Source organism: Streptococcus mitis, from assembly GCF_002860865.1.
GTDB classification, from domain to species: domain Bacteria; phylum Bacillota; class Bacilli; order Lactobacillales; family Streptococcaceae; genus Streptococcus; species Streptococcus mitis_AT.
The window spans coordinates 147,717-162,672 of record NZ_PKIE01000002.1 but is presented as its reverse complement, the minus strand read 5'-3'; the positions used below and the strand labels follow the sequence as shown (position 1 = coordinate 162,672).

Sequence of the window (14,956 nt, the reverse complement as noted above, 5' to 3'; positions counted from 1 at the left end):
GATGGAATGAAGTTACGAATCGAAATTGATAGCAATTTAGAGGAAACTGAAATTGTCATCAAGGCAGCGGCTTTGACAGATGAGATTGCGGATTTACAGCGCCTCTTGCAAGAGTCCAAGTCTCCTCGGTTGATTTTTTACAAGGGAACAGGTGAATATTATCTGGATCTGTCGGAAATTCTCTTCTTTGAGACAGAAGGGAACAAGATTTATGCCCATACCCAGAAAGATGCCTACGAGGTTCGGCTTAAACTCTATGAGTTAGAGTCTATCCTTCCTCGCTATTTTAGTCGGATATCCAAGTCAACAATCGCCAATATCCGGCAAGTTTACTCGGTGGACAAGTCCTTTTCAGGAACGGGCACCATTTCCTTTTATCAAACCCACAAGGAGGTTCATGTCTCACGACATTACCAATCCCTCCTAAAAGAAAATCTAAGAAACATGAGGTAAGAATATGAAAAAGAAAGCATTTGGTATTGTGTTGCTGGTTTTAGCAGCTTTAATATTATTACAAGGAAATTTTGGAATCCCTTCTCTGGGAGGGCAAATTTGGCCCTTGCTTGGTATTGTTTTTTTTGCCTACCAATCAGTTGAGGCTTTGCTTCGTCGTCATCTGACATCAGCCTCTTTTACAGCCCTAGTGGCCTTAATGATTGCCAACCACTTTTATGATATTTTACCGATTCCCAATCAGTCATTGTTCTGGGCAAGTATTTTAATCGTAATGGGTGTCAGCGCACTCACTCATTCTAACAGAACTTGGAACGGGAAAAAATGGTGGTATGATGGTAAAAAGACCATTCTTACAGATAAGGAAGTTGCTTTTGGGACAGGGACTTTCTACAAGCAAGACCAAGAATTGGTAGAAGACCAAGTTGAAGTTGGTTTTGGCAATGCAAAGATATATTACGACAACGCAGAGATGTTAGGTGATTTTGCTACTCTGGATATCGAAGTTGGTTTTGGGAATGCGGTTGTCTACGTGCCCCAACACTGGAGAGTAGATCTTAAGGTAGAGACATTCTGTGGAGTAGCTAAGGCAGATGCTCCTCTAGCTCCAACAAGTAAAACCTTGATTATCCGTGGAGATGTGGCTTTTGGGAAATTGGGAGTTGTTTACGTTAAATAAAAAAATCTTCCAATTCCCTTGCAAAAATGAAGAAAGTGTGATAACATAGTACGGTATGTGGTGCTAGCACATCCGCTATATTAGATCTAATAGGAGGAAAACACAATGGCTAAAGTATGTTACTTTACAGGTCGTAAGACTGTATCAGGAAACAACCGTTCACACGCGATGAACCAAACAAAACGTGCCGTAAAACCAAACCTTCAAAAAGTTACTGTTCTTATCGATGGTAAACCTAAAAAAGTTTGGGCTTCAGCTCGTGCTTTGAAATCAGGTAAAGTTGAACGCGTTTAATAATAAAAGTAAAGGAGACCTTAGGGTCTTTTTTTCTTTTATTACGGGTATAACATCATTTGAAAAATAGAGTAAATATCCGCTGATACAGTATTCTGCTTTTACACTTGGGCTGAAATATGATAAAATAGAGTATCAACTAGTTGAGGTAAAAAGGATGACTGTAAAAATTAATACAAAAGATGGTCAAATCGAACTAACAGATGAAGTGATTGCAACCGTTGTAGGCGGTGCAACAACTGAGATTTTTGGTGTGGTCGGTATGGCTAGTAAAAATGCCCTCAAAGATAATTTCCAAGCCCTTCTAGGTAAGGAAAATTATTCCAAAGGTGTCGTCGTAAAAGCGGCCGAAGATGGCAGTATTGCAGTTGATGTATATACCGTGTTGAGCTACGGAACAAAGATTAGCGAAGTGTCAAAAAACATTCAAGAGCGTGTTCGTTTTAGCTTGGAAAACCAGCTTGGAATTACCGCTCAGACTGTAAATGTCTACATTCAAAATATCAAAGTTGTAGGAGAATAACCGTGTCAAAAATTACTACTAGCTTATTTCAAGAAATGGTGCAGGCTGCATCAACTCGCTTGAATAAGCAAGCTGAATATGTCAATTCATTAAACGTCTTTCCAGTTCCAGATGGAGATACTGGAACAAACATGGGAATGACCATTGAAAATGGTGCTAAAGAAGTTGCAGATAAGCCAGCTTCTACAGTTGGAGAGGTAGCGAGCATTCTTGCCAAAGGGCTTTTGATGGGTGCGCGTGGGAACTCAGGAGTTATTACGTCTCAGCTTTTCCGTGGATTCTCACAAGCTATCAAGGATAAAGACGAGTTAACAGGTCAAGACTTGGCCCTTGCCTTCCAATCAGGTGTGGAAGTTGCCTATAAGGCCGTTATGAAACCAGTTGAAGGAACGATTTTGACAGTTTCTCGTGGGGCAGCTATCGGTGCTAAGAAAAAAGCTGAGCAAACAGATGATGCTGTTGAAGTAATGCGTGCAGCTTTAGAAGGTGCTAAAACAGCTCTAGCTAAAACGCCAGACATGCTTCCAGTATTGAAAGAAGTTGGCGTTGTGGACTCAGGTGGTCAAGGATTGGTCTTTATCTACGAAGGTTTCCTTTCAGCCCTTACTGGCGAATATATTGCATCTGAGGACTTTGTAGCCACTCCTGCTAATATGAGTGAAATGATCAATGCGGAGCACCACAAGTCTGTAGCTGGTCATGTAGCGACTGAGGACATTACCTTTGGTTATTGTACTGAAATCATGGTAGCTCTTAAGCAAGGTCCAACCTATGCTAAAGATTTTGACTACGACGAATTCCGTAACTACTTGAATGAACTTGGAGACTCTCTCCTCGTTGTCAACGATGATGAAATTGTCAAAGTCCACGTCCATACAGAAGATCCAGGACTTGTTATGCAAGAAGGTCTCAAATATGGTAGCTTGGTCAAGGTAAAAGTTGACAATATGCGTAACCAACACGAAGCACAGGTTGAGAAAGAAGCTGCTCAAGTTAGCAAACCAGCTGAAGAAAAAGAGTATGCTTTGATTGCTGTAGTGGCTGGTAAAGGTCTAGCAGATATCTTCCGTTCTCAAGGTGTAGATTATGTTATCGAAGGCGGTCAAACCATGAACCCTTCAACAGAAGACTTTATCAAGGCTGTTGAACAGGTCAATGCTCGTAACATTATCTTCCTACCAAACAACAAAAATATCTTCATGGCAGCTCAATCTGCAGCAGAAGTTTTGGAACAACCAGCAGTAGTGGTGGAAGCTCGTACTTTGCCACAAGGTTTGACAAGTCTTCTCGCCTTTGATCCAAGCAAGTCTATCGAAGAAAACCAAGAGCGTATGACTGCTGCTCTTAGCGATGTCGTTAGCGGAAGCGTCACAACAGCTGTGCGTGATACAACCATTGATGGCTTAGAAATCCATGAAAATGATAATCTTGGTATGGTGGATGGGAAAATCCTCGTGTCAAACCCTGATATGCACCAAGCCTTGACAGAAACCTTGAAACATATGTTGGATGAAGATAGTGAAATCGTAACCTTCTATGTCGGTGAAGACGGAAGCGAAGAACTTGCCAATGAAATTGCCCAAGAAATCGCAGAAGAATTCGAAGACGTTGAAGTCGAGATTCACCAAGGTCAACAACCAGTTTACCCATACCTATTTAGTGTGGAATAAGATTAATGAAGGACTGAGAAATCAGTTCTTTTTTTCTTTTTAAATAATGAAATCGGTATCTTTTAAATAAAAACCAAAATAACATTCATAAATAAACGTTAAAATAGAAAATTCAGAAAATTTCTTCTTTTGTCTTGAAAAATTTTGAAAAAGTGGTATGATAGTAACAAGTTATTTTTAAGAGGAAAGAAAGGGGAACAATGGAGAAAATCAGTTTAGAATCTCCTAAGACGGGGTCAGACCTAGTTTTGGAAACACTTCGTGATTTAGGAATTGATACCATCTTTGGCTATCCTGGTGGTGCAGTCTTGCCTTTTTATGATGCGATATATAATTTTAAAGGCATTAGTCACATTCTAGGACGCCATGAGCAAGGTTGTCTGCATGAAGCTGAAGGTTATGCTAAATCAACTGGAAAGTTGGGTGTTGCCGTCGTCACTAGCGGACCGGGAGCAACAAATGCCATTACAGGGATTGCGGATGCCATGAGTGACAGTGTTCCCCTTTTGGTCTTTACAGGTCAGGTGGCGCGAGCAGGGATTGGTAAGGATGCCTTTCAGGAGGCAGACATCGTGGGAATTACCATGCCAATCACTAAGTACAATTATCAAGTTCGTGAGACAGCCGATATTCCGCGTATTATTACGGAAGCTGTCCATATCGCAACTACAGGACGTCCAGGGCCAGTTGTAATTGATCTACCTAAAGATGTATCTGCTTTAGAAACAGACTTCATCTATTCACCAGAGGTGAACCTACCAAGTTATCAACCGACTCTTGAGCCAAATGATATGCAAATTAAGAAAATCTTGAAGCAATTATCCAAGGCTAAAAAGCCAGTCTTGCTAGCTGGTGGTGGGATTAGTTATGCTGAGGCTGCTGCGGAGTTGAATGAATTTGCAGAGCGCTACCAAATTCCAGTGGTAACTAGTCTTTTAGGGCAAGGAACGATTGCAACGAGTCATCCACTTTTCCTTGGAATGGGAGGAATGCATGGGTCATTCGCAGCAAATATTGCCATGACGGAAGCTGATTTTATGATTAGTATTGGTTGCCGTTTCGATGACCGCTTGACGGGGAATCCTAAGACCTTTGCTAAGAATGCTAAGGTTGCCCACATTGATATTGACCCAGCCGAGATTGGCAAGATTATCAGTGCAGATATTCCTGTAGTTGGAGATGCTAAGAAAGCCTTGCAAATGTTGCTGGCAGAACCGACAGTTCATAACAATACTGAGAAATGGATTGAAAAAGTCACTAAAGACAAGAACCGCGTTCGTTCTTATGATAAGAAAGAGCGTGTGGTTCAACCGCAAGCTGTTATTGAACGAATTGGTGAATTGACGAATGGAGATGCCATTGTGGTCACAGACGTAGGTCAACACCAAATGTGGACAGCCCAGTATTATCCATATCAAAATGAACGTCAGTTAGTGACTTCAGGTGGTTTAGGAACCATGGGATTTGGAATCCCAGCAGCAATCGGTGCTAAAATTGCTAACCCAGATAAGGAAGTAGTCTTGTTTGTTGGGGATGGCGGTTTCCAAATGACTAACCAGGAATTGGCTATTTTGAACATTTACAAGGTGCCAATCAAGGTGGTTATGCTGAACAACCACTCACTTGGAATGGTTCGCCAATGGCAGGAATCCTTCTATGAAGGTAGAACATCTGAGTCAGTCTTTGATACTCTTCCTGATTTCCAATTGATGGCACAAGCTTACGGTATTAAAAACTATAAGTTTGACAATCCTGAGACCTTGGCTCAAGACCTTGAAGTCATCACTGAGAATGTTCCTATGCTAATCGAGGTAGATATTTCTCGTAAGGAACAGGTGTTACCAATGGTACCAGCTGGTAAGAGTAATCATGAGATGTTGGGGGTGAAGTTCCATGCGTAGAATGTTAACAGCAAAACTACAAAATCGTTCAGGAGTCCTCAATCGCTTTACCGGTGTCCTGTCTCGTCGTCAGGTTAATATCGAAAGCATCTCTGTTGGAGCAACAGAAGATCCGAATGTATCGCGTATCACCATTATTATTGATGTAGCTTCACATGATGAAGTGGAGCAAATCATTAAGCAACTCAATCGTCAGATTGATGTGATTCGCATTAGAGATATTACAGATAAACCACACTTGGAGCGCGAGGTGATTTTGGTTAAGATGGCAGCGCCAGCTGAGAAGCGCGCTGAGATTCTAGCGATTATTCAACCTTTCCGTGCAACGGTGGTAGACGTAGCGCCAAACTCGATTACCATTCAGATGACAGGAAATGCTGAAAAGAGTGAAGCTCTATTGCGAGTCATTCGACCATACGGTATTCGCAATATCGCTCGTACGGGTGCAACTGGATTTACCCGCGATTAAAAATCCAACTTAAATTTGTTAAACCAGCCTAAAAGGCAATAAATAATAGAAAAGAGAGAAAAAACTATGGCAGTTCAAATGGAATACGAAAAAGATGTTAAAGTAGCAGCACTTGACGGTAAAAAAATCGCCGTTATCGGTTATGGTTCACAAGGACATGCGCATGCTCAAAACTTGCGTGATTCAGGTCGCGATGTCATCATCGGTGTACGTCCAGGTAAATCTTTTGATAAAGCAAAAGAAGATGGATTTGACACTTACACAGTAGCAGAAGCTACTAAATTGGCTGACGTTATCATGATTTTGGCACCAGACGAAATCCAACAAGAATTGTACGAAGCAGAAATCGCTCCAAACTTGGAAGCTGGAAATGCAGTTGGATTTGCTCATGGTTTCAACATTCACTTTGAATTTATCAAAGTTCCTGCAGATGTAGATGTCTTCATGTGTGCTCCTAAAGGACCAGGACACTTGGTACGTCGTACTTATGAAGAAGGATTTGGTGTTCCAGCTCTTTACGCAGTATACCAAGATGCAACAGGAAATGCGAAAAACATTGCCATGGACTGGTGTAAAGGTGTTGGGGCAGCTCGTGTAGGTCTTCTTGAAACAACTTATAAAGAAGAAACTGAAGAAGATTTGTTTGGTGAACAAGCTGTACTTTGTGGTGGTTTGACTGCCCTTATCGAAGCAGGTTTCGAAGTCTTGACAGAAGCAGGTTACGCTCCAGAATTGGCTTACTTTGAAGTTCTTCACGAAATGAAATTGATCGTTGATTTGATCTACGAAGGTGGATTCAAGAAAATGCGTCAATCAATTTCAAACACTGCTGAGTACGGTGACTATGTATCAGGTCCACGTGTAATCACTGAACAAGTTAAAGAAAACATGAAAGCTGTCTTGGCAGATATCCAAAATGGTAAATTTGCAAATGACTTTGTAAACGACTATAAAGCTGGACGTCCAAAATTGACTGCTTACCGTGAACAAGCAGCTAACCTTGAAATTGAAAAAGTTGGTGCAGAATTGCGTAAAGCAATGCCATTCGTTGGTAAAAACGACGACGATGCATTCAAAATCTATAACTAATTGATAGAAATTAAGGTGAAGGCGAGTTGGGGGACTAACTCGCTTTTATAATCAATTCATCTCTTGTTAAAAGGATGGATTGCGATAAGTATGAAATAGTCTAGGAGAAAATGATGTTAAGTTCAAAAGATATAATCAAGGCTCACAAGGTCTTGAATGGTGTGGTCGTTAATACACCGCTTGATTATGACCATTATTTATCGCAGAAGTATGATGCTAAGATTTATTTGAAAAAGGAAAATGCCCAACGTGTTCGCTCTTTTAAAATTCGTGGTGCCTATTATGCTATTTCTCAGCTCAGCAAGGAAGAGCGTGAGCGTGGGGTAGTCTGTGCCTCTGCGGGAAATCATGCGCAGGGAGTTGCCTATACTTGTAATGAGATGAAAATTCCTGCTACTATTTTTATGCCCATTACTACACCGCAACAAAAAATTGGGCAGGTTCGCTTTTTTGGTGGGGATTTCGTGACCATTAAACTAGTTGGAGATACCTTTGATGCCTCAGCTAAAGCAGCTCAAGAATTTACAGTTTCTGAAAATCGTACCTTTATTGATCCCTTTGATGATGCCCATGTTCAAGCTGGTCAAGGGACCGTTGCTTATGAGATTTTAGAAGAGGCTCGAAAAGAATCGATTGATTTTGATGCTGTCTTGGTTCCTGTTGGTGGTGGCGGTCTCATTGCTGGGGTTTCTACCTATATCAAGGAAACAAGTCCAGAAATTGAAGTCATTGGGGTAGAGGCTAATGGAGCACGTTCCATGAAGGCTGCCTTTGAAGCTGGTGGTCCAGTCAAACTCAAAGAAATTGACAAATTTGCGGATGGGATTGCTGTACAAAAGGTAGGTCAATTGACCTATGAGGCAACTCGTCAACATGTTCAAACTTTGGTAGGTGTTGATGAGGGATTGATTTCTGAAACCTTGATTGACCTCTACTCTAAGCAAGGGATTGTCGCAGAACCTGCTGGGGCGGCTAGTATCGCCTCTTTAGAGGTTCTAGCTGAGTATATCAAGGGGAAAACCGTTTGTTGTATCATTTCTGGAGGAAATAATGATATCAACCGTATGCCAGAAATGGAAGAGCGTGCCTTGATTTATGATGGAATTAAGCATTACTTTGTAGTGAATTTTCCACAGCGTCCAGGGGCTTTGCGTGAGTTTGTAAATGATATCTTGGGGCCAAATGATGATATCACACGTTTTGAGTATATCAAACGAGCTAGCAAGGGGACAGGCCCAGTATTGATTGGGATTGCCTTGGCAGATAAGCATGATTATGCAGGCTTGATTCGTCGAATGGAAGGTTTTGATCCATCTTATATTAACTTAAATGGTAATGAAACGCTCTATAATATGCTTGTCTGAGGACTAATAAAAAAATATCATATTATTTGCACAACTGATGTATAGGTGCTATAATGAGGGTGAAGAAAGGGGGCGATTCCTATGGACTTAGGAACTCTATCGTACTATTTCTACTACAACTCACTATAGCACCTATTATTTTTGATTCTGTTTATATTGAGGCGACAGAATTACTTACTATATATAAGGAAATTTTTTGAAATCCCCAAATGTATATTTCCCTAATTTGAACTTTCACTAAATATAATAGGAATTAGAAAAAATAATCAATGTTTGTGAGATGGTTGCTAGGTGAGTCGGCTGAAAAAACTCGTGAGATAAACAATAGTGCTAGACATGAAATGGCAAGTGCTGCTGTTTTCAAATGACTAGCTGGGAAGCGGGTATGTAATCAGAAGGTGCAAGATTGGACAAAGTAAGTAGTACCGGTTGTAAAACGAATAAGATATAGATAAGGACAGGAAAGGAAAGGAACCAAAGAAGGAGAAAGAAAAACGGAATGGTTTAGAGATAGTGTGGAGTGAAAGACTATCTTTAGTGGACTTGTTGATTTAAAAGGAATATATAGAATGAAATAGTAAATCCTGTCTATCCTATTGAGAAACTGGCATTCAGTATGCATGAATATTTTTACAAGTTTAAAGTTTAATAATGCAATTGTTTTTTAGGAGCATACTAATGGGTTATAGTAAGCAAAAACCTATATATTATCGGCTTTAAAAAGGAAGTAAGAAGATTCTAGATCATTTATTTTATTGAATATATGTTTTTTTATTGACAAAAGACATAAAAACGTATACAATAATATAACGTAAAGAAGAAAATAGGAGAAGAACATGGCTAAGTCAAACTTTGAAAAAGTAGAATCAGTTGTTGGCTGGGTTCGTGATAAGAAAATCACAGGCTACCGTATCTCTAAAGAAACGAATGCGCGTGAAATGTCTATCATTGCTCTAGCGCAGGGTCGTGCAAAAGTAAAAAATATTTCATTTGAAACAGCTCTAGGTTTAATTGATTTCTATGAAAAAAATCATGAAAAATTTGAAGATTAATCTTTGGATAATGGCGGATTCTTGAATAAGGTCTGCCTTTTCATTTTGATACTCAATGAAAATCAAAGAGCAAACTAGGAAGCTAGCCGTAGGCTGCTCAAAACACTGTTTTGAGGTTGCAGATAGAGCTGACGTGGTTTGAAGAGATTTTCGAAGAGTATGAGGACAACAAAAAGACTGCACGATTGATGCAGCCTTTTCTTTTTATTTGAGATAGCGTTGAAGGAACTCTTTTGTACGGTCTTCTTTAGGATTGGTGAAGAGGTCTTCTGGCTTGCCTTCTTCAGCGATTACACCCTTATCCATGAAGATAACACGGTGAGAGACATCACGGGCAAATTCCATTTCATGAGTTACGACAATCATAGTCAAGCCTTCTTGAGCCAGATCCTGCATGATTTTGAGGACCTCTCCAACCATTTCTGGATCGAGAGCTGATGTTGGTTCATCAAAGAGAATGGCGTCAGGATTCATGGAAAGGGCACGAGCGATGGCCACACGTTGTTTTTGACCACCTGAGAGTTGTTTTGGTTTCGCTTGCCAGTAGCGTTCTCCCATGCCGACCTTTTCCAGGTTTTCTTTAGCAATTTTTTCAGCTTCTGTACGTTCGCGTTTAAGGACAGTTGTCTGAGCGACGATTGTATTTTCAAGAACGTTGAGATTTTCAAAGAGGTTAAAGGATTGGAACACCATTCCCAACTTTTCACGGTATTGCGTGAGGTCATAGCCTTTTTCGAGGACGTTTTGTCCATGATAAAGGATTTGTCCATCAGTTGGCGTTTCAAGTAGGTTAATGGAGCGTAGGAAGGTCGATTTCCCGCTTCCAGAGCTTCCAATGATAGAGATAACCTCTCCCTTGTGGACGGTGAGAGAAATGTCTTTTAGCACTTCGTTTTGGCCATAGGATTTTTTGAGGTGTTTAATTTCAAGGATTGCTTGTGTCATTATTTCAAATCCTCCGTTTGCATTTGGTTAGCACCTGTAGTATAGGTATCCATGTCCATTCGGCGCTCGATGAAGCGTAGGATACGTGTTACGGTGAAGGTGAGGACAAAGTAAATCACGGCGATGATTGTAAATGTCTGGAAGTATTGATAGGTTTGAGTTGCCACGGTGTTTCCTGAGAAATAAAGTTCGACAACTGAGATAACGTTCAATACAGATGTATCTTTGATATTGATGACAAATTCATTACCAGTTGCTGGTAGGATGTTACGGACTACTTGAGGTAGGACAATCTTACGCATGGTTTGGTTATGAGTCATACCAAGAGCAGTCGCAGCTTCAAATTGTCCCTTGTCAACTGCTAGGATACCACCACGGACGATTTCGGTCATGTAGGCACCAGTGTTGATTGAAACGATGAAGATAGCAGCCAGTGTACGGTCAAGGTTGATACCGAAAGCTTGGGCAGTTCCATAGTAGATAACCATCGATTGAACAATCATTGGTGTACCACGGAAAATTTCAATATAGACATTGAGGATCCAGCCGACTAGTTTTTGTAGGCCGTAGATAGCTTTATTTTCAGAGAGGGGAGCAGTACGGAAAACACCAATGGCAAGTCCAATAATGAGACCTGTGATGGTTCCGACTATAGAGATTAAAAGAGTGATACCAGCACCACGCAAGAGTTGTTGCCAGTTTTCAGAAAGAATTTTAGTGACTTGGCTAAAGAAACTACTGCTAGTCTCTTCAGTTGTTGTAGCTTCGGCAGGTTGTTCCTTGATCATACGATCCATCAAGGCAACTTGGTCGTCTTTTGAAATGGTTTCAATGCTGGCATTGATTTGGCTAATACGATTGTCATCTTTACGAAGTCCGATGGCGATAGCTGTATCTTCTTCCCCAGTTTTGAAACCTGGTTCTACTTGGACCATCTTAAACTTAGAGTTCGCAGCTTCAGCAGTCAGTGCTTCTGGGCGTTCAGAAACATAAGCATCGATGACACCAGCTTCAAGAGCTTGGCGCATTTGAGCGAAGTCTCCCATGGCAGTTTCTTTTTTAGCGCCTGGGATTTGTGCAATCAAGTCATAAAGGTAGACACCTTGTTGAGAAGTGATTTTTGCACCGTTAAAGTCATCCAAAGATTTAGCATTTGCGTAGGCAGAATCTTTTTTGACTAGTAGGACAGGTTCGCTAGTGTAGTAGCTGCTTGAAAAGGCAATTTCTTGTTTGCGTTCGGCAGTAGGACTCATACCTGCGATAATCATGTCAATCTTACCAGAAGTAAGGGCAGGGACTAGACCTTCCCACTTGGTTTTAACAACCAAAGGTTCTTTACCTAAGTCCTTAGCGATTTTCTTGGCGATTTGAACATCGTATCCGTTAGCATACTGGTTAGTTCCATCGATTTTGACAGCTCCATTGCTATCATCGTCCTGAGTCCAGTTAAAGGGAGCATATGCTGCTTCCATCCCGATGCGTAAATATTCATCGGCTTGGGCAACATTGACAAGTCCCAGCATCAGCAAGAGACTTGTGAAAATAGATAAGTATATTTTTCTCATGATTTCTCCTATTTCTAATCTATTAAAAAATAACTGTCTCCTATTTTATCGAAAAAAACTCTATTTTTCAATATAGGTAAGCCCTTACTTGAGAAAAAATGATATAATGATAGCAAAGATAAAAAGGGGGCTTAGTTGATGAAAAAAACTTTTTTCTTACTGGTGTTAGGCTTGTTTTGCCTTCTGCCACTCTCTGTTTTTGCCATTGATTTCAAGATAAACTCTTACCAAGGGGATTTGTATATTCATGCAGACAATACGGCAGAATTTAGACAGAAGATAGTTTACCAGTTTGAGGAGGACTTTAAGGGCCAAATCGTGGGACTTGGACGTGCTGGCAAGATGCCTAGTGGATTTGACATTGATCCTCATCCAAAGGTTCAGGCTGCGAAAAACGGTGCTGAACTAGCAGACGTTACTAGCGAAGTGATAGAAGGAGCAGATGGTTATACTGTTAAAGTTTATAATCCAGGTCAAGAAGGCGACACAGTTGAAGTTGACCTTGTCTGGAACTTAAAGAATTTGCTTTTTCTATATGATGACATTGCTGAATTAAATTGGCAACCTTTAACAGATAGTTCAGGGGCTATTGGAAAGTTTGAATTTCATGTAAGGGGAGACAAGGGGGCTGAAAAACTCTTTTTCCATACAGGCAAACTTTTTAGAGAGGGAACGATTGAAAAGAGTAGCCTTGATTATACTATTCGTTTGGACAATCTTCCAGCTAAGCGTGGAGTTGAATTGCATGCCTACTGGCCTCGGACCGATTTTGCTAATGCTACGAATCAGGGATTGAAAGGGAATCGTTTAGAAGAGTTTAATAAGATAGAAGACTCGATTGTCAGAGAAAAGAATCAGAGTAAACAACTCCTTACTTGGGTCTTCCCTTCGATACTTTCTATCTCCTTGTTATTGAGTGTCTGCTTCTATTTTATTTATAGAAGAAAGACCACTCCTTCAGTCAAATATGCCAAAAATCATCGTCTCTATGAGCCACCAATGGAATTAGAGCCTATGGTTTTATCAGAAGCAGTATACTCGACCTCCTTGGAGGAAGTGAGTCCTCTAGCCAAAGGAGCAGGTAAATTTACCTTTGACCAACTTATTCAAGCTACCTTGCTAGATGTGATAGATCGTGGGAATGTCTCTATCATTTCAGAAGGAGATGCAGTTGGTTTGAGGCTGGTAAAAGAAGATGGTTTGTCCAGTTTTGAGAAAGACTGCCTAAATCTAGCTTTTTCAGGCAAAAAAGAAGCAACTCTTTCCAATTTGTTTGCGGATTACAAGGTATCTGATAGTCTTTATCGTAGAGCAAAAGTCTCTGATGAAAAACGGATTCAAGCAAAGGGGCGTCAGCTCAAATCTTCTTTTGAAGAAGTATTGAACCAGATGCAAGAAGGAGTGAGAAATCGAGTTTCCTTCTGGGAACTTCCAGATTATTATCGTCCTTTAACCGGTGGGGAAAAGGCCTTGCAAGTAGGTATGGGTGTCTTGACTATCTTGTCCCTATTTATCGGATTTGGTTTGTTCTTGTACAGTTTGGATGTTTATGGCTATCTTTACATCCCCTTGCCAATACTTGGTTTTCTAGGTTTGGTTTTGGCTGTTTTCTATTATTGGAAGCTTCGACTAGATAATCGTGATGGTGTCCTAAATGAAGCAGGAGCAGAAGTATACTACCTCTGGACCAGTTTTGAAAATATGTTGCGGGAGATTGCGCGATTGGATCAGGCAGAGTTGGAAAGTATTGTGGTCTGGAATCGCCTCTTGGTCTATGCGACCTTATTTGGCTATGCGGACAAGGTCAGCCATTTGATGAAGGTTCATCAGATTCAAGTGGAAAATCCAGATATCAATCTATATGTAGCTTATGGCTGGCACAGTATGTTTTATCATTCAAGCGCGCAAATGAGCCATTATGCCAGTGTCGCAAATACAGCAAGTACCTACTCCGTATCTTCTGGAAGTGGAAGTTCTGGCGGTGGCTTCTCTGGAGGCGGAGGTGGCGGCAGTATCGGCGCCTTTTAAAGAGAGCTATCACTGGCTGAAAAAATATGCTATAATGGAAGATAGAAAAAGGAGTAATCTATGTATCTTATTGAAATTTTAAAATCTATCTTCTTCGGTATTGTTGAAGGAATTACGGAATGGTTGCCGATTTCCAGTACAGGTCACTTGATTTTAGCAGAGGAGTTTATCCAATACCAAAATCAGAATGAAGCCTTTATGTCTATGTTTAATGTTGTGATTCAGCTTGGTGCTATTTTAGCAGTCATGGTCATTTACTTTAATAAGCTCAATCCTTTTAAATCGACAAAGGACAAGCAGGAAGTTCGTAAGACTTGGAGACTGTGGTTGAAGGTCTTGGTTGCCACTTTACCTTTGCTTGCCGTCTTTAAATTTGATGATTGGTTTGATACCCACTTCCATAACATGGTTTCAGTTGCTCTCATGTTGATTATTTATGGGATTGCCTTTATCTATTTGGAAAAGCGCAATAAAGCTCGTGCTATTGAACCAAGTGTAACAGAGTTGGACAAGCTTCCTTATACGACAGCTTTCTATATCGGACTCTTCCAAGTTCTTGCCCTTTTACCAGGAACCAGTCGTTCTGGTGCAACGATTGTCGGTGGTTTGTTGAATGGAACCAGTCGTTCAGTTGTGACAGAATTTACCTTCTATCTTGGAATTCCTGTTATGTTTGGAGCTAGTGCCTTAAAGATTTTCAAATTTGTGAAAGCAGGACAGCTCTTGAGTTTTGGGCAATTGTTCTTGCTCTTGGTTGCGATGGGAGTAGCTTTTGCAGTTAGTATGGTGGCTATTCGCTTTTTGACCAGCTATGTGAAAAAACACGATTTTACCCTTTTTGGTAAATACCGCATCGTGCTTGGTAGTGTTTTGCTACTTTACAGTTTTGTCCGTTTATTTGTATAAGAAAAACCTTGAAGGGAC

At 40.6% G+C, this 14,956-nt stretch carries 14 protein-coding genes; 12 read left to right on the top strand and 2 right to left on the bottom strand.

What is annotated here, in order from left to right; all coding sequences use genetic code 11:
• The first annotated feature begins 6 nt into the window (after positions 1 to 6).
• From CYK18_RS05140 to CYK18_RS05095, 10 genes are all read left to right on the top strand, one after another.
• Positions 7 to 453 carry a LytTR family DNA-binding domain-containing protein gene (locus CYK18_RS05140; protein ID WP_060805185.1) on the top strand — a complete coding sequence of 149 codons (447 nt, stop codon included), beginning with the start codon at positions 7 to 9 and terminating at the stop codon, positions 451 to 453.
• A gap of 4 nt (positions 454 to 457) precedes the next feature.
• Complete coding sequence (locus tag CYK18_RS05135; RefSeq protein WP_060805184.1) at positions 458 to 1,132, top strand: LiaF transmembrane domain-containing protein; 675 nt, start codon at positions 458 to 460, stop codon at positions 1,130 to 1,132.
• Between the two features lie 105 nt (positions 1,133 to 1,237).
• Positions 1,238 to 1,426, top strand: coding sequence for a 50S ribosomal protein L28 (gene rpmB, locus CYK18_RS05130; protein WP_001140948.1), 189 nt, complete (start codon positions 1,238 to 1,240; stop codon positions 1,424 to 1,426).
• 157 nt (positions 1,427 to 1,583) lie between these two features.
• Positions 1,584 to 1,949 carry an Asp23/Gls24 family envelope stress response protein gene (locus CYK18_RS05125; protein WP_000216442.1) on the top strand — a complete coding sequence of 122 codons (366 nt, stop codon included), beginning with the start codon at positions 1,584 to 1,586 and terminating at the stop codon, positions 1,947 to 1,949.
• A gap of 2 nt (positions 1,950 to 1,951) precedes the next feature.
• On the top strand, positions 1,952 to 3,619 hold the full coding sequence (locus CYK18_RS05120; RefSeq protein ID WP_101785471.1) for a DAK2 domain-containing protein: 1,668 nt from the start codon (positions 1,952 to 1,954) through the stop codon (positions 3,617 to 3,619).
• A 200-nt stretch (positions 3,620 to 3,819) separates the two neighbouring features.
• Complete coding sequence (locus CYK18_RS05115) at positions 3,820 to 5,520, top strand: acetolactate synthase large subunit (RefSeq protein ID WP_101785469.1); 1,701 nt, start codon at positions 3,820 to 3,822, stop codon at positions 5,518 to 5,520.
• Positions 5,513 to 5,989, top strand: coding sequence for an acetolactate synthase small subunit (ilvN, locus tag CYK18_RS05110; RefSeq protein ID WP_061088445.1), 477 nt, complete (start codon positions 5,513 to 5,515; stop codon positions 5,987 to 5,989). The genes CYK18_RS05115 and ilvN overlap by 8 nt, the downstream gene beginning before the upstream one ends.
• Before the next feature lie 66 nt (positions 5,990 to 6,055).
• The gene (ilvC, locus tag CYK18_RS05105; protein WP_000290683.1) at positions 6,056 to 7,078 is read left to right on the top strand and encodes a ketol-acid reductoisomerase; all 1,023 of its coding nucleotides are present in this window, start codon (positions 6,056 to 6,058) and stop codon (positions 7,076 to 7,078) included.
• 113 nt (positions 7,079 to 7,191) lie between these two features.
• A complete protein-coding gene (gene ilvA / locus CYK18_RS05100; RefSeq protein WP_101785467.1) occupies positions 7,192 to 8,442 on the top strand; it encodes a threonine ammonia-lyase IlvA in 1,251 nt (416 codons plus the stop codon).
• Between the two features lie 836 nt (positions 8,443 to 9,278).
• Positions 9,279 to 9,494, top strand: coding sequence for a capsule biosynthesis transcriptional regulator (locus tag CYK18_RS05095; RefSeq protein ID WP_001130036.1), 216 nt, complete (start codon positions 9,279 to 9,281; stop codon positions 9,492 to 9,494).
• Between the two features lie 204 nt (positions 9,495 to 9,698).
• Here CYK18_RS05095 and CYK18_RS05090 read toward each other — a convergent pair whose 3' ends face one another.
• On the bottom strand, positions 9,699 to 10,439 hold the full coding sequence (locus CYK18_RS05090) for an amino acid ABC transporter ATP-binding protein (RefSeq protein ID WP_000189477.1): 741 nt from the start codon (positions 10,437 to 10,439) through the stop codon (positions 9,699 to 9,701).
• On the bottom strand, positions 10,439 to 12,004 hold the full coding sequence (locus CYK18_RS05085; RefSeq protein WP_101785466.1) for an ABC transporter substrate-binding protein/permease: 1,566 nt from the start codon (positions 12,002 to 12,004) through the stop codon (positions 10,439 to 10,441). The genes CYK18_RS05090 and CYK18_RS05085 overlap by 1 nt, the downstream gene beginning before the upstream one ends.
• A gap of 138 nt (positions 12,005 to 12,142) precedes the next feature.
• On the opposite strand from CYK18_RS05085, the gene CYK18_RS05080 reads away from it, so the two are divergent.
• On the top strand, positions 12,143 to 14,032 hold the full coding sequence (locus CYK18_RS05080; protein WP_101785465.1) for a DUF2207 domain-containing protein: 1,890 nt from the start codon (positions 12,143 to 12,145) through the stop codon (positions 14,030 to 14,032).
• Between the two features lie 60 nt (positions 14,033 to 14,092).
• Positions 14,093 to 14,938, top strand: a complete 846-nt coding sequence (locus tag CYK18_RS05075; RefSeq protein ID WP_024057838.1) for an undecaprenyl-diphosphate phosphatase — start codon at positions 14,093 to 14,095, stop codon at positions 14,936 to 14,938.
• The last annotated feature ends 18 nt before the right edge of the window (positions 14,939 to 14,956 follow it).

Bases quoted from the DNA above. Each gene is read 5' to 3' on its own strand.
- CYK18_RS05140 (WP_060805185.1), top strand. From the start codon at position 7: ATGAAGTTACGAATCGAAATTGATAGCAATTTAGAGGAAACTGAAATT.
- CYK18_RS05135 (WP_060805184.1), top strand. From the start codon at position 458: ATGAAAAAGAAAGCATTTGGTATTGTGTTGCTGGTTTTAGCAGCTTTA.
- rpmB (WP_001140948.1), top strand. From the start codon at position 1,238: ATGGCTAAAGTATGTTACTTTACAGGTCGTAAGACTGTATCAGGAAAC.
- CYK18_RS05125 (WP_000216442.1), top strand. From the start codon at position 1,584: ATGACTGTAAAAATTAATACAAAAGATGGTCAAATCGAACTAACAGAT.
- CYK18_RS05115 (WP_101785469.1), top strand. From the start codon at position 3,820: ATGGAGAAAATCAGTTTAGAATCTCCTAAGACGGGGTCAGACCTAGTT.
- ilvN (WP_061088445.1), top strand. From the start codon at position 5,513: ATGCGTAGAATGTTAACAGCAAAACTACAAAATCGTTCAGGAGTCCTC.
- ilvC (WP_000290683.1), top strand. From the start codon at position 6,056: ATGGCAGTTCAAATGGAATACGAAAAAGATGTTAAAGTAGCAGCACTT.
- ilvA (WP_101785467.1), top strand. From the start codon at position 7,192: ATGTTAAGTTCAAAAGATATAATCAAGGCTCACAAGGTCTTGAATGGT.
- CYK18_RS05095 (WP_001130036.1), top strand. From the start codon at position 9,279: ATGGCTAAGTCAAACTTTGAAAAAGTAGAATCAGTTGTTGGCTGGGTT.
- CYK18_RS05090 (WP_000189477.1), bottom strand. From the start codon at position 10,439: ATGACACAAGCAATCCTTGAAATTAAACACCTCAAAAAATCCTATGGC.
- CYK18_RS05085 (WP_101785466.1), bottom strand. From the start codon at position 12,004: ATGAGAAAAATATACTTATCTATTTTCACAAGTCTCTTGCTGATGCTG.
- CYK18_RS05080 (WP_101785465.1), top strand. From the start codon at position 12,143: ATGAAAAAAACTTTTTTCTTACTGGTGTTAGGCTTGTTTTGCCTTCTG.
- CYK18_RS05075 (WP_024057838.1), top strand. From the start codon at position 14,093: ATGTATCTTATTGAAATTTTAAAATCTATCTTCTTCGGTATTGTTGAA.